The sequence below is a fragment of the Cupriavidus sp. 2KB_3 genome (assembly GCF_052115685.1).
GTDB lineage: Bacteria > Pseudomonadota > Gammaproteobacteria > Burkholderiales > Burkholderiaceae > Cupriavidus > Cupriavidus campinensis.
On record NZ_JBFRHD010000035.1, the window covers coordinates 23,085 to 36,216 of the forward strand.

The 13,132-nt window shown below is 68.9% G+C and carries 11 protein-coding genes and 1 pseudogene; 3 read left to right on the forward strand and 9 right to left on the reverse strand.

Annotated features, from left to right (window positions below):
* The 6 genes from AB4120_RS26955 to AB4120_RS26980 form a co-directional block, all read right to left on the reverse strand.
* Complete coding sequence (locus AB4120_RS26955; protein ID WP_144203424.1) at window positions 1–1,458, reverse strand: MFS transporter; 1,458 nt, start codon at window positions 1,456–1,458, stop codon at window positions 1–3.
* A 78-nt stretch (window positions 1,459–1,536) separates the two neighbouring features.
* A complete protein-coding gene (locus tag AB4120_RS26960) occupies window positions 1,537–1,755 on the reverse strand; it encodes a hypothetical protein (protein ID WP_092301853.1) in 219 nt (72 codons plus the stop codon).
* Between the two features lie 220 nt (window positions 1,756–1,975).
* Complete coding sequence (locus AB4120_RS26965; protein ID WP_441643052.1) at window positions 1,976–3,586, reverse strand: gamma-glutamyltransferase family protein; 1,611 nt, start codon at window positions 3,584–3,586, stop codon at window positions 1,976–1,978.
* Window positions 3,587–3,593: 7 nt separating this feature from the next.
* Entirely contained in the window at window positions 3,594–6,194 is a 2,601-nt protein-coding gene (locus tag AB4120_RS26970) for a branched-chain amino acid ABC transporter ATP-binding protein/permease (RefSeq protein ID WP_149137923.1), read from the reverse strand.
* Window positions 6,191–7,069, reverse strand: coding sequence for a branched-chain amino acid ABC transporter permease (locus AB4120_RS26975; RefSeq protein WP_144203420.1), 879 nt, complete (start codon window positions 7,067–7,069; stop codon window positions 6,191–6,193). The genes AB4120_RS26970 and AB4120_RS26975 overlap by 4 nt, the downstream gene beginning before the upstream one ends.
* A gap of 76 nt (window positions 7,070–7,145) precedes the next feature.
* Window positions 7,146–8,321, reverse strand: coding sequence for an ABC transporter substrate-binding protein (locus tag AB4120_RS26980; RefSeq protein ID WP_144203418.1), 1,176 nt, complete (start codon window positions 8,319–8,321; stop codon window positions 7,146–7,148).
* Between the two features lie 253 nt (window positions 8,322–8,574).
* On the opposite strand from AB4120_RS26980, the gene AB4120_RS26985 reads away from it, so the two are divergent.
* From AB4120_RS26985 to AB4120_RS26995, 3 genes are read left to right on the forward strand one after another with little or no spacing between them, the layout of a single operon-like run.
* Complete coding sequence (locus AB4120_RS26985) at window positions 8,575–9,567, forward strand: polysaccharide deacetylase family protein (RefSeq protein ID WP_222944721.1); 993 nt, start codon at window positions 8,575–8,577, stop codon at window positions 9,565–9,567.
* Between the two features lie 31 nt (window positions 9,568–9,598).
* Complete coding sequence (locus AB4120_RS26990; protein WP_377732684.1) at window positions 9,599–10,393, forward strand: GntR family transcriptional regulator; 795 nt, start codon at window positions 9,599–9,601, stop codon at window positions 10,391–10,393.
* Window positions 10,394–10,405: 12 nt separating this feature from the next.
* A complete protein-coding gene (locus AB4120_RS26995; protein ID WP_149137922.1) occupies window positions 10,406–11,041 on the forward strand; it encodes a flavin reductase family protein in 636 nt (211 codons plus the stop codon).
* Here AB4120_RS26995 and AB4120_RS27000 read toward each other — a convergent pair.
* The 3 genes and pseudogenes from AB4120_RS27000 to AB4120_RS27010 form a co-directional block, all read right to left on the reverse strand.
* Window positions 11,018–12,067 (reverse strand): branched-chain amino acid ABC transporter permease, encoded by a 1,050-nt coding sequence (locus tag AB4120_RS27000; protein WP_149137921.1) that lies wholly within the window; start codon window positions 12,065–12,067, stop codon window positions 11,018–11,020. The genes AB4120_RS26995 and AB4120_RS27000 overlap by 24 nt on opposite strands.
* Window positions 12,068–12,955, reverse strand: a complete 888-nt coding sequence (locus tag AB4120_RS27005; RefSeq protein ID WP_144203412.1) for a branched-chain amino acid ABC transporter permease — start codon at window positions 12,953–12,955, stop codon at window positions 12,068–12,070.
* Between the two features lie 21 nt (window positions 12,956–12,976).
* Window positions 12,977–13,132: pseudogene (locus tag AB4120_RS27010) on the reverse strand (ABC transporter ATP-binding protein); the annotation flags it as partial.

Consider the following 13,132-nt stretch of genomic DNA (forward strand, 5'->3'; position numbering starts at 1 on the left):
TTATCGATCTTTATTATGAATTGACATAATATCCGCGTCCGAGCCCAGCGGCGGGGCAATGTGCTCCAGCGGCCGACGTTCCGCATCCACCCCGAACCGCAGCGCCAGCAGCCCTGCCACGATCACCAGCGCCGCGCCAATGGCGTAGCCCACAGCCACCGCGCCCCGGCTGCCGGTCTCGATCAGCATGCCGAACAGCACCGGGGCGATAAAGCCGCCCGTGCCGGTGCCCACCGCGTAGAACACGGAGATGGCCAGCGCGCGCATCTCCAGCGGAAAGACCTCGCTTGCCGTCAGGTAGGCCGAGCTGGCCGCCGCCGAGGCCAGGAAGAACACCGCCGACCAGCACAGCGCCTGCGCGCGCGCATCGAGCCAGCCCTCCATGAACGCCCAGCCCGTGGCGGCCAGGCCGATGCCAGAGAGCACATAGGTCAGCGCGATCATCTTGCGTCGGCCCACGCGGTCGAACAGCGGCCCCAGGATCAGCGGGCCGAGCGCATTGCCGATGGCGAACGGGAAGATATAGAGTGCCACGCGTTCCTCCGCCACGCCGTAGAAGCGCGTGAGCACCAGCGCGTAGGTGAAGAAGATGGCGTTATAGAAGAACGCCTGCGCCACCATCAGCATCAGGGTCACCACGCTGCGCGAGCGGTAGCGCCGCACCAGCAGCCCCACGATCTCGCGCACGGTGGGCACGGGCCGGCCCGCGTAGGCCACATGCGCACCGGGGTCTGCCGGCGGCAGCGGGCCGTGGCGCGCGGCCACCTCGGCCTCGATGCCGGCGATAACGCGCTCCGCCTCCGCGCGGTGGCCGTGCGTGGCCAGCCAGCGCGGGCTTTCGGGCACATGGCGCCGGATCAGGACGATGGCCACCGCCAGCACCGCGCCGAGCGCGAAGCAGGCGCGCCAGCCCCAGACCGGGCCGAGCACGCGCGGATCGAGCACCACCAGGCTCAGCCCCGCGCCCAGCGCCGCGCCAAGCCAGAAGCTGCCGTTGATGGCAAGGTTGACGCGCCCCCGCACGCGCGCCGGAATCAGTTCGTCGATGGCGGAATTGATGGCCGCGTACTCGCCGCCGATGCCGAGCCCGGTCAGGAAGCGGCACAGCGCGAAGAACGCGAAATTCGGCGAGAACGCCGTCAGCAGCGTGGCCGTCATGTAGACGAACAGCGTGGCGAGGAACAGCCGCTTGCGGCCCAGGCGGTCGGCCATGCGGCCGAAAACCAGCGCGCCGATGACGGCCCCTAATATATAGAGGGAGCCCGTCCAGCCGACCTGCGAGGCGGAGAGCCCGAGCGTGTCGGGCCGCTCCAGCACGGCGCCTACGGAGCCGACGAGGGTGACCTCCAGCCCGTCGAGCACCCAGGCAATGCCGAGGGCGAGGGCCACGCGCCAGTGCCAGGCGGACCAGGGCAGGCGGTCGAGGCGCGCGGGGATGTCGGATTGCCAGCCGGCGATAAGGGTCTCCGATGGCTATCGGCCGGCGGCATCCCATTGATGCCGCCGGCAGTCAGCGGTCCGCTCAGTGCGAAGGGTTCAGCATTCCCGGCCGACGGCTTTCAGCATCGAGCGGCCATGGGCAGTGATTTGCGGGCAAGGCCGTCGGCCTTGTTCGGCTTGCAGGGTGACAAGTTCGCGGGCGACGAGTGCATCGAGGTCGACGGGATCGATCTCGCGTGCGTCCGCCGTATCGGAGCGGGTATGGGGGCCGTTGCCGATCAGCATCAGCGTGGCCAGTTCGTGTGGGCTCAGCACGGTGTTCTCCTTGGCGAGAGGGGAGCGGTTGCTGGGGACGCGGGGGCCGCTTGGCAGTGGCGGCCTCCGTGATGGATTGTGGACTATCGCGGCCTGGCATTCACGCTGCAACGCATCGTGATCGCGAGCCGACAGCCATGGCGACAGTCATTGCTTTGACGAGGCCCACCGGGGCGGGTTCCTCGCCGATACAAAACCGCTACGTCCCCGCCGTGCCCTGTTACACCCCCATCGCCACGCCGTCGCTGCGCGGGTCGTGCGCGCCGGCCAGCGCGCCATCTTCGCCGATGGCGATGACGCCCGGATGTCCGGCGAGCGGGCTCTGCGGCGAAATGACGCTCACTTCATGGCCACGGCGTGCCAGGGCCGCGATTACATCCGTGCCGGCATCCGCTTCCAGCTTCAGGCTGTCGCCGGCGTCGGAGAAAGTGCGGCCGAGCAGGAAGCGGGGCCGTGCCAGCGCCGTGAGCGGGTCCATGCCGTAGTCGATCAGCCGGGTGAGCACCGCCGACAGCGTCTGCGGCTGGCCGTCGGCGCCCTGCGTGCCGTACAGCAGGCGCGGCTTTCCGTCCTTGAGATACATGCCCGGATTCAGCGTATGGAACGGGCGCTTGCCCGGTTGAATCGCGTTGTGATGGGTCGGATCGACACTGAACGCCGCGCCCCGGTTGTGCCACAGGATGCCGGTATCGCCGGCCATCACGCCGCTACCCCAGTCGAAATACACGGTCTGGAGCACGCTCACGCAGCGGCCCTCGCGGTCCACCGCGCTCAGGAAGACGGTGTCGCCGTGCTGGTAGATGTGCGGCCAGTCGAGCGCGCGGGCCGGGTCGATGCGGGCGGCCATGGCGTCCAGGCGGGCGGGGGAGAGCATCGCCTCGGTCGGCACATCGACGAACTCGGGGTCGGCCACGTAGCGGTTGCGCTCGATGAACGCCTCCTTCACGGCTTCCACCAGCAGGTGGTAATAGTCCGCGCTGCCCTCGGCGATGCCGGCGAGGTCAAAGCGGTCGAGGATGCCGAGGATCTGCAGCGTGGTCACGCCCTGCGTGGGCGGCGGCAGGCTCAGCAGTTCGCCGCCGCGATAGGGCACGCGCAGCGGCAGCGCGTCGCGCGCGGCAGTGCGCGCCAGGTCCGCCAAGCGCAACGGCGAGCCCACGGCGCGCAGGCCGGCGACGATGCGCTCGGCCAGCTCGCCTTCATAGAACTCGCGCGCGCCATGGTTGGCGATGCGTTCCAGGCTGCGGCCCAGCGCCGGCTGGCGCAGGGTTGTGCCGATGGCCGGAATCGCGCCGTCGGGCATGAAGGTCTGCGCGAAGCCGGGCCAGCCGCCCAGTTCATCGGCCCGGAAGGTCTGCCAGAAATGTTGCGACGGCGTGACCGGGAAGCCCTCGTGCGCGTAGGCGATGGCGCGGCGGAACAGTGCGGACCAGTCCTGGCGGCCGCCCCAGACGTCGCGGCTGATGGCGTAGGCGCGGTCCCAGGTATCGACCGTGGCGGCGGTGGTCAGCGTGGCACCCGGGCCGCGCGTTGGAATCGATTCACCGAAGGCTGGCAGTGTCTGCGCGGCCTGGCCGATGCCGGACAGCGTGCGCACGTTGCCGGCGCGGTCGCTCATGAGCCAGAAGGCATCGCCGCCCAGCCCGGTGAAATGCGGATAGGTGACGGCCAGCGTGGCGCCGATCGCGATGGCGGCTTCGATGGCGGTGCCGCCATCGCGCAGGATTTCGATCCCGGCCTCGCTGGCGAGCGCGTGCGGGCTGGTGACCATGCCCGCGCGGGATTGGGCGAGGGTCGGGGCGAGGGCGGAAGTGTGGAGGGATGGTGTCATCGCAGGTTCAATGTCCTCCCAGATAGGCCTGCACCAGCGCCGGGTCGCGCGCGAGTGCGTCGGCCGGGCCGCTGGCCACCACGCGGCCTTCCTCGAGCACATAGGCGCGGTCGGCCAGCGACAGCGCGAGCGCGGCCATCTGGTCGACCAGCAGGATGGTGATGGACGCCTCGCGCAGCGTGTCCAGCGAGGCAAACAGTTCGTCGATGACCTTCGGCGCGAGGCCGAGGGACGGTTCGTCCAGCAGCAGTACGGTCGGTTGGGACATCAACCCGCGCGCCACGGCCAGCATCTGCTGCTCGCCGCCGGAGAGCAGGCCGGCGCGCTGGTGCTGACGCTCGCGCAGGCGCGGGAAGCGCGCGAACATCGATTCCACGCGGCGCATCATCTCGGCGCGCGGCAGCGGGCCGGAGGGGAAGGCGCCCAGGCGGAGGTTGTCGAGCACGGACAGCTCCGGGAACACCTGCCGGCCTTCCGGCACGAGTACCACGCCCATCGCGGCGATGCGTGCGGCGTCCAGCCGGGCGAGATCGGTCCCGTCGAACGTGATGCCGCCCTGCACCGGGCGATGCAGGCCCGCCAGCGCGCGCATCAGTGTGGACTTGCCGGCCCCGTTGGCGCCGAGCAGCGCAACCATCTCGCCCTCGCGCACCTGCAGGTCCACATCGTGCAGGACCGGCGCGGCGCCATAGCCGGCGCGCAACGCGCTCACGCCGAGCACCTCCGGCAGCGGCGCGCCGCCAACCGGCTGGCTGGCCGAGGGTTTGCGGGCCGGCGCGTTGGCGGCGTCGCCCAGATAGGCGCGGCGCACGGCAGGATCGGTGCGGATTGCCTCGGGCGTGCCCACGGCCAGGCGCTGGCCGGCATCGATCACGACGATGCCATCGGAAACATCCATCACGAGCGACATGTCGTGCTCGACCAGACCCACGGCCACGCCGCTGTCGGCGATCTTGCGCAGCAGGCGGCCCAGCGTGGCCTTGTCCTCGCGCGAGAGGCCGGCCGCAGGTTCGTCCAGCAGCAGCACGGCGGGCCGCGTGGCCAGCGCGCGGGCGATCTCCACCAGGCGGCGATCCACGTGGGCCAGGTCGGCGGCGCTGGCGTCCGGGTCGCCGGTGTAGCCGCAGGCAGCCAGCAGCGCGCGGGCTTCCTCGCGCACGGCGGGCGCGGTGAAGCCGGCGATGCCGAGCAGCGTGCCGAGGCGGCCCTTTGTCAGTGCGATGGCTACGTTGTCGGTGGCGCTCATGCCGGCGAACAGCTGCGTGGTCTGGTAGGTGCGGGCGATGCCTTGCCGCGCGCTGTCGCAGGCGCCGCGCGCCGGCAGCGGCGCCGTGCCAAGCTGGCGCCCGCCCTCGCGCGGACGGTAGTAGCCGGACAGCATGTTCAGCACGGTGGACTTGCCGGCACCATTGGGGCCGATCAGGCTCGTCACCTGACCTGGCGGCAGGTCAAAGGACAGGTTATCGACCGCGCGCACGCCGCCGAACACCATCGACAGGCCGAGCGCCGACAGCCCGCGCCGCGTTTCTGCCGGCCGCACCGGCAACTGCGCGCCATGCGCCGCCGCGTGGGCGGCCGCAGCGCGGGCCGGTCGCAGGCGGCGCAGCAGGTCCGTCACCACGCCCACCATGCCCGTGGGCGCCACCCAGAGCACCACCAGCAACAGCATGCCGAAGCAGAGCAGGCGCAGGTTTTCGAGGCTGGACAGCAGCTCGGGCAGCAGCCCGACGACCACGGCGCCCGCCACGGGGCCGGCTACCGTGCCCGCTCCGCCAATCATCACCACCAGCACGAACAGGATCGATTGCAGGAACGAGAACATCCCCGGCGTGACCATGCCCTGCAACGGCGCGAACAGCCCGCCAGCCAGCCCCGCCAGGGCGGCGGAGAACGCGAAGCCCACGGTCTTGACCACTAGCGGATTGACGCCGATGGACGCCGCGGCGGTTTCGCTGTCACGCACCGCACGCATCGCCGCGCCCCAGCTGCCGCGCGCGATGCGGGCATAGGCGGCCAGCGCCACGCCCAGCACCGCCAGCGCGATCAGCGCCAGCGCGCGTTCGCCGCCTTCCACGCCGGGCAGCGACGGTTGCGCGATGCCCATCAGCCCGTTCTGCCCGCCGGTCAGCGCGCGCCACTCCACGGCGCCGTGTTCGACGATAAAGCCGAAGGCAATGGTGACCATCGCCAGGCCGGGGCCCTTCACGCGCAGCGCGGGCAGGGCCAGCAGGCCGCCCAGCAGCGCGGCGATCAGCGCGCCCACCGGCCACGCGGCCCAGAAGCTCCAGCCGGCCTGGCCGGTCAGGATGGCGACCGTATAGGCGCCGATGGCATAGAAGCCGACATGGCCGAACGACACCTGCCCGGTCAGCCCGAGCAGCAGGTTCAGGCCCACGCCGCAGATCGCCAGCATCGCCACGCCGGCAATCACGAAGACGAAATAGCCGTTGAGCGACAGCACAAGCCCGGCGGCGGCCAGCAGCACGGCCAGCATGGCGAGGATCTGGAGCGGCGTGCCCAGCCCGAGCAGCGGGGCGGCGGCGCGCGCCGGCCGGGCCAGCGGCGCGGGCGAAGCGGGCGGATTGGAGGAAACCATCGAATCGTTCATACCTTGCGTACCTCCGCGCGTCCGAACAGGCCGTCCGGCCGCAGGGCCAGCAGCGCGATCACCAGCGCGAACGTGATGATCTGGGTGTAGCTGGAGCCCAGCGATGCGGTGATGAGCGCCTCGGCCACGCCGAAGATCAGCCCGGCAATCATCACGCCCCAGGCACTGGAGAGCCCGCCAAGAATGGCCACGGCGAAGGCTTTCAGGCCGAACACGGTGCCCATGTCCGCCTGCACGTTGAACAGCGGCGCGATCAGCACGCCGGCAATGCCGGCCAGCAGCGTGGAAATGGCGAACGCGCCGGCGATGGTGCGGCGGATGGGAATGCCCATCAGGCGCGCGGCGTCGCGGTTCTGCACCACGGCCAGCATCGCCACGCCCCAGCGTGAGCGGCGCAGCACGTAGTGCAGCACGGCCGCCAGCGCGAGGCCGACCACGGGAATCACCAGTTGCAGCGGATAGACGCCGACGCCGGTATCGCCCAGCTGCACGGACTGTGCCGCGAGCGGGGAGGGCAGGCTGCGCGGCTCGGTGCCGAAGGCGAGCATCACCACGTTATCGAGCACGATGCCGAGCGCGACGGTGGCCATCAGCCACGCGTTGGAGCCCCGGCTCGCGAACGGACGCACGGCCAGGAATTCCACGGCCAGCCCGTAGAGTGCGCACAGGCCGAGCGCCAGCACGATGGCGAGCGGCATCGGCCAGCCGAGTGTCTGCGCGAAGCTGTACGTCAGCACTGCTCCCAGCATCATCGAACTGCCCTGCGCGAAGTTGACGGTGGCGGACACCGCGTAGGTGATGTGGAAGCCCAGGGCCATCAGGCCATACATGCTGCCCAGGCCGAGCCCGCTGATGAGGGCGGAGATCCAAAGCATGGTGAATCCTTGTATTCGTTCTGCTCCCCGCAGCCGCGCGGGAGCGGGGAGCAAACCATCGGTTGCTGCTAACGGCTTACTTCGCCACCGGCACGATGCGGTTGTCGATGAACTGCGCCCAGACGTAGTCGTTTTCGCTCAGGGCGTCATGCGTGGTCGGCGAGAACGGCTTCACGTAGGTCTTGATCAGGCCTTCGTAGCGGTCGATCTTGTAGAAGCCTTCGCGAATGGCATCGCCCTTGGTGCTGCCGGCCTTGGCGATCGCCAGGGCGGCCAGCTGCGTGGCGTCGTAGGCGTTGGCCACGCCCACGGCCGGGGTGATGTCGTCCGGGCCCTTGATGTCGCTGTACTTGGCCTTGAGGTCGCTCACCACGCGCGTGCTGACCGGGGTCTGCGCGCCGAAGAAGCTGTACGTCTGCACGAAATGGACGTTCTTGGCGTTCGGGCCAGCCAGTTCGGTGAAGCGGCCGCCGGCCGGGCCCCAGTGGGAGACCACCGGCACCTTCCAGCCCATACGGTCCAGCGACTTCACCACCTGCGCGGACGGGCCAACGTTGCCCACCATCAGCAGCACGTCGGCGCCGGCGGCCTTCAGGCGGCCCAATTGGGGCACCACGTCCACGTCATTGGCCTCGAACTTCTCCACGCCCACCGGCTTGCCACCCTTGGCGGCCATCGCGGCGACGATGCCCTTTTCGTTCGACTCGCCCCACGGGTTGTTCACCAGGATCAGGCCGGGCTTGGTGGCGTTGAAGGTCTTCTGGGCGTACTGGAGCATCGCCTTGTCCACCACCTCGTCCACGGCGGACACGCGGAAGGCGAAGTTCGGATTGGCGCCGTTGCGCGTGATCGGCGTGCCGGCGGCCCACGGGCCCATGAACGGCACCTTCTCCTGGTTGGCGATCGGCACGATGGCCATCGACACCGGCGTGTCGAGCCCGCCGAACAGCACGGCCACCTTTTCCTTGTAGATCAGCTCGCGTGCGGCCAGCACGCCCTTGGCCGGGTTGCCCTCGTCGTCGCGGCGCACCAGTTCCAGCTTGCGGCCGCCCAGCAGGCCGCCCTTGGCATTGATCTCGTCGATGGCGACGGTCATGCCGCGCGTCAGCGACTCGCCGGCGCGGGCCGACTGGCCGGACAACGCCGTGATCAGGCCAATCTTGATGGTGTCGGCGGCATGGGCGGGCAGCGCCGTCATGACGCAGGCAGCGGCGGCGGTCGCGAGGAGGGCGCGGCGTTGGGGACGAAACATGGCAGTTCTCCGGATGGGCGGGTCGAGGGTGGATGGGTGCTTCGAACCACCTGGCTCGCAAGAGCCGTGCCAATCCGTCGACAAAACCGAAAATGATCCTGGAGCGATTGACCCGTCAAGATGCAGACGATCTGGCCCACATTTTGCGAACGATCTGCAAACCTGGCTGCATACGATCCGCCATGGTTCATGGTGCACGAATCCGGTGCGCGATGGGCCAAAGCGGGGCACATTTGATGAGAGGCATCCCTCCATGACGCAAAACCCGAGTCCGCTGGCGGCCACGCAGGCCGCCGCCGGGCTTCCCACCTTCGGCCCGCTGCGCGACCATGGCCGCTTTCCGTACCGGCCGATTACCGACGCCGATCCGTTCCGCTGGCCCAATGGCGCGCGGCTGGCGGTCTACCTCGGCTTCAATATCGAGCACTTCGCCTTTGGCGAGGGGCTGGGCGCCAACCTCGGGCCGGTCTCGCCGCAGCCGGACGTGCTCAACTACAGCTGGCGCGAGTACGGCAACCGGGTGGGCGTGTGGCGCTGCCTGGAACTGTTCGACCGGCTGGAGATGCCGGCCGGCGTGCTGCTGAACACCGCGCTGTACGACCATTGCCCCGAAGTGCTGGACGCCTGCCTGGCACGCGGCGACGAGCTGATCGGCCATGGCCACACCAACGCCCATCGCCAGAGCGAGTTCGACGAGGCGGGCGAGCGGGCACTGCTGGTGCACTGCCGGGAGCGCATCGCCGCACATAGCGGGCGGGCGCCCGGCGGCTGGCTGTCGCCGTGGATCTCGGAGACGATGGTGACGCCGGACCTGCTGGCCGAGACCGGCTATCGCTACACGCTGAACTGGGCGCACGATGACCGCCCGGTGCGCATGGCCACGCGCGGCGGCCGGCTGTGGTCGATTCCCTATCCGCAGGAGTTGAACGACATCCCGATGATCATCGCGCGCCACCTTGACGGCGCCGCCTTTGCCGACATGATCATCGACCAGTTCGACGAGATGCTGGCGCAGGCCAACGATCCGCAACACCCGCAGCCGCTGGTAATGGGCATTGCGCTGCATCCCTACCTGGTGGGCCAGCCGTACCGGCTGCGGCACCTGCGCCGGGCGCTGGCGCATATCGCGGCGCGGCGCTCGCATGGCGAGGTCTGGCTGACCACGCCGGGCGCGATCTGCGACGCAATGGACGCCGTCGATGCCGCGGACGCCGCGGCCCCTGCCGCCGTGATCCCTTCACGCTAATATCATGGCCATCGTTTCCCTGACCGAAGTCATGTCCACCAAAGCTGCCAGGAAGCCTGCGGCCGCCAAGGCCGCCGTCAAGGCCGCCACCAAGCGCGCTTCAGAGACCGCCAAGCCCGTCGATCCCATCGGGGAGGAGACCGCCGAGGATGCCGATACGCGCATCTATCAGGCCATCTTCGACGGCGTGCTCAACCATCGCCTGACCCCGGGCACCAAGCTGCCCGAGCCGGAGCTGTGCCAGCTGTTCGGCGTGGGCCGTGCCGTGGTGCGCCGGGTGCTGGAGAAGCTGGCCCACGATGGCATCGTGGCGCTGCGGCCGAACAAGGGCGCGGTGATTGCCGAGCCCACGCCCGAGGAAACCAGCCAGATCTTCGAGGCCCGCCGGGCGATGGAGCGCGTGCTGGTGGAACTCGCCGTCACGCGCGTGACCGAGGCCGACCTGCGCGACCTGCGCCGCCAGCTGGCCGAGGAGCATGACGCCATGCACCGCTTCGACCAGCCCTCGTGGGCGCGGCTGGCCAGTGGCTTTCACCTGCGGATTGCGGCGCTGGCGCGCAACCCGGTGCTGCAACGCTACCTGACCGAACTGGTGTCGCGCTGCTCGCTGATCGTGGGCCTCTATGAGCCGCCCGGACATGCACCGTGCGAGCACGACGAGCACGCGGCCATCGTCGCCTGCATCGAGGCCCGCGATGCGGCCGGCGCCGTCGCGCGCATGGAAGCCCATCTGCGTGAACTCGAGGAACGGATCGAAACCTCGCGCATGCAGGGCGAGAAGAGCCTGGCGCAGATGCTGGGATTGCCAAAGACCAGCAAGGGCTGACCGGAACACCTCATGGAAATCGACTTCAACGCCATTACCGAATACCAGCGCTACAAGCTCATGGCGAGTCTGATCGTGCCCCGGCCCATCGCGCTGGTGACCACGCTCGGCCCCGACGGCACGGCCAATGCCGCGCCGTTCTCGATGTTCAACATGCTGGGCGAGGAGCCGCCGATCGTGATGATCAGCGTCAATCGCCTGGGTGACGGCGCGCTGAAGGACACGGCGGCCAATATCGTGCGCACGAAGGAGCTCGTGGTGCACCTCAGCGACGAGGCCATGGCCGAGAAGATGCATCGCTGCGGCGAACGGCTGCCGCCTGATGTGAGCGAACTGGCGCGGGTGGGGCTCACCGCCGCGCCGTGCACCCAGGTGGCGGCACCGCGCATTGCCGAGGCCCCCGTCGCGTTCGAATGCACGCTGTGGGAGACGCTGGAAACCGCGAGCCGCCAGATCTTCATCGGCCGCGTGCTGCGGCTGCATGCCCGGGATGGGCTGATCGACACCGAACGCTGGCGCGTGCGCCTGCAGGACTACTTCCCCGTGGGGCGCTTTGGCGCGAGCTTCTACGTGACCACGCGCGACCGCTTCTCGCTGGAGAAAGAGGCCGGCGTGGTCACGGCCTCAACCGCGATCGACGAGATGTGAAGGCTGAGCGGGGCCGGCGCGGCGGCGCGGGACGCGCTGTTGCCACTGCGCCGCCTTGGCGATGATCTCGCCGACGATGCCGCGCCGGAACGTCAGCACGCAGATCACGAAGATCACGCCGGTCACCATCGTCACCGACTCGCCGAGCGTATTGAACCAGTCCAGGCCGGTGAGTCTGGCGAGAAACATGCCGAGGTCGCCCAGCTTGTTCTCCAGCGCGATCACCACCAGGGCGCCGACGATGGGGCCCGTCAGCGTGCCGAGGCCGCCCACCAGCGTCATCAGGATCACGGCGCCGGACATCGACCAGTGCACATCGGTGAGCGTCTCGAAGCCGAGCACCAGCGCCTTCAACGAGCCGGCCAGCCCGGACAGCGCCGCCGACAGCACGAAGGCGGCCAGCTTGAAGCGATCGACGTCATAGCCGAGCGACACGGCGCGCGGCTCGTTCTCCTTGATGGCCTTGAGGATCTGGCCGAACGGCGAATGGATGATCCGCACGATCAGCGCGAACGCCACCACCACAATGGCGAGCACCACGTAGTACAGCGCGAGGTCATCGCCGAGCGGCAGCAGGCCGAACAGGTTGCCGCGCGGAATGCCCTGGATGCCGTCCTCGCCACCGGTGAACGGTGCCTGCAGACAGAAGAAGTACAGCATCTGCGCCAGCGCCAGCGTGATCATCGAGAAGTAGATGCCCTGGCGGCGGATGGCCAGCGCACCCATCGCCCAGCCCGTGATGGCCGCGCCGGCGGTGCCGATCAGCAGGCCCAGTTCAGGTGTCAGGCCCCAGACCTTCATGGCGTGACCGGCCGCGTAGCCGGCGCCGCCAAAGAAGGCCGCATGGCCGAACGACAGCAATCCGGTGTAGCCGATCAGCAGGTTGAAGGCGCAGGCGAACAGGGCAAAGCACAGCACCTTGAGCACGAATACCGGGTAGGCGCCGAGCATCGGCGCCAGCGCCACGACGAGCAGCGCGATGCCGTAAAGCGCGGCCCGGCCGCGGGGGTTTTGCGAATCCAGCATTTATTTTTCCTTCCCGAACAGACCGGCGGGACGCAGCAGCAGCACGATCACCATGATGAAGAACACGACCGTGGAGGACGCTTCCGGATAGAACACCTTGGTCAGGCCCTCGATCACGCCGAGGCCCAGGCCGGTGAGGATGGCGCCCATGATCGAACCCATGCCGCCAATCACCACCACCGCGAACACCACGATGATCAGGTTCTGCCCCATCAGCGGTGAGACCTGCACCACTGGCGCGGCCAGCACGCCGGCGAAGGCCGCCAGTGCCACGCCGAAGCCGTAGGTCAGCGTCACCATCAGGGGCACGTTCACGCCGAACGCTTCCACCATCTTCGGGTTCTCGGTGCCGGCGCGCAGGTAGGCGCCGAGCTTGGTCTTCTCGATCACGAACCACGTGGCAAAGCACACCACCAGCGAGGCCAGCACGACCCAGCCGCGATAGTTCGGCAGGATCATGAAACCGAGGTCGGTGGCGCCTTGCAGCGCGTCCGGCGGCGAGTAGGGCAGGCCGGACACGCCGTAGATCGAGCGGAACACGCCCTCGATCACCAGCGTGATGCCCAGCGTCAGCAGCAGGCCGTAGATGTGGTCGAGCTTGTAGATCCAGCGCAGCATGGTCTTCTCGATGACCACGCCAAGCACGGCCACCACCAGCGGCGAGAGCGCCAGCATGACCCAGTAGTTGAGGCCGGCGTACTCCATGCCGGCCCAGGCGAGCACGGCGCCGAGCATGAACAGCGCGCCGTGGGCGAAGTTGATCACGTTGAGCAGGCCGAAGATCACGGCCAGCCCGAGGCTCAGCATCGCGTAGAAGGCGCCGTTGACCAGCCCCAGCAGCAGCTGGGACATCAGCGCCGGCAGGGGAATCCCAATATCGAAAGTCATGAAATGCGGTTCCCTTTGTGTCTACACGCCAAGCAGTTCGTTCAGCACCGGCATCTTGGCCTGCAGCTCGGCGGCGGCGAAGCGCTCGACGATCTGCCCGTGCTCCATCACGTAGAAGCGGTCGGCCAGCGGCGCGGCGAAGCGGAAGTTCTGCTCCACCATCACCACCGTGTAGCC

Bases quoted from the DNA above. Each gene is read 5' to 3' on its own strand.
- AB4120_RS27000 (WP_149137921.1), bottom strand. From the start codon at position 12,067: ATGCTGGATTCGCAAAACCCCCGCGGCCGGGCCGCGCTTTACGGCATC.
- AB4120_RS26970 (WP_149137923.1), bottom strand. From the start codon at position 6,194: ATGAACGATTCGATGGTTTCCTCCAATCCGCCCGCTTCGCCCGCGCCG.
- AB4120_RS27005 (WP_144203412.1), bottom strand. From the start codon at position 12,955: ATGACTTTCGATATTGGGATTCCCCTGCCGGCGCTGATGTCCCAGCTG.
- AB4120_RS26995 (WP_149137922.1), top strand. From the start codon at position 10,406: ATGGAAATCGACTTCAACGCCATTACCGAATACCAGCGCTACAAGCTC.
- AB4120_RS26990 (WP_377732684.1), top strand. From the start codon at position 9,599: ATGTCCACCAAAGCTGCCAGGAAGCCTGCGGCCGCCAAGGCCGCCGTC.
- AB4120_RS26975 (WP_144203420.1), bottom strand. From the start codon at position 7,069: ATGCTTTGGATCTCCGCCCTCATCAGCGGGCTCGGCCTGGGCAGCATG.
- AB4120_RS26985 (WP_222944721.1), top strand. From the start codon at position 8,575: ATGACGCAAAACCCGAGTCCGCTGGCGGCCACGCAGGCCGCCGCCGGG.
- AB4120_RS26980 (WP_144203418.1), bottom strand. From the start codon at position 8,321: ATGTTTCGTCCCCAACGCCGCGCCCTCCTCGCGACCGCCGCCGCTGCC.
- AB4120_RS26965 (WP_441643052.1), bottom strand. From the start codon at position 3,586: ATGACACCATCCCTCCACACTTCCGCCCTCGCCCCGACCCTCGCCCAA.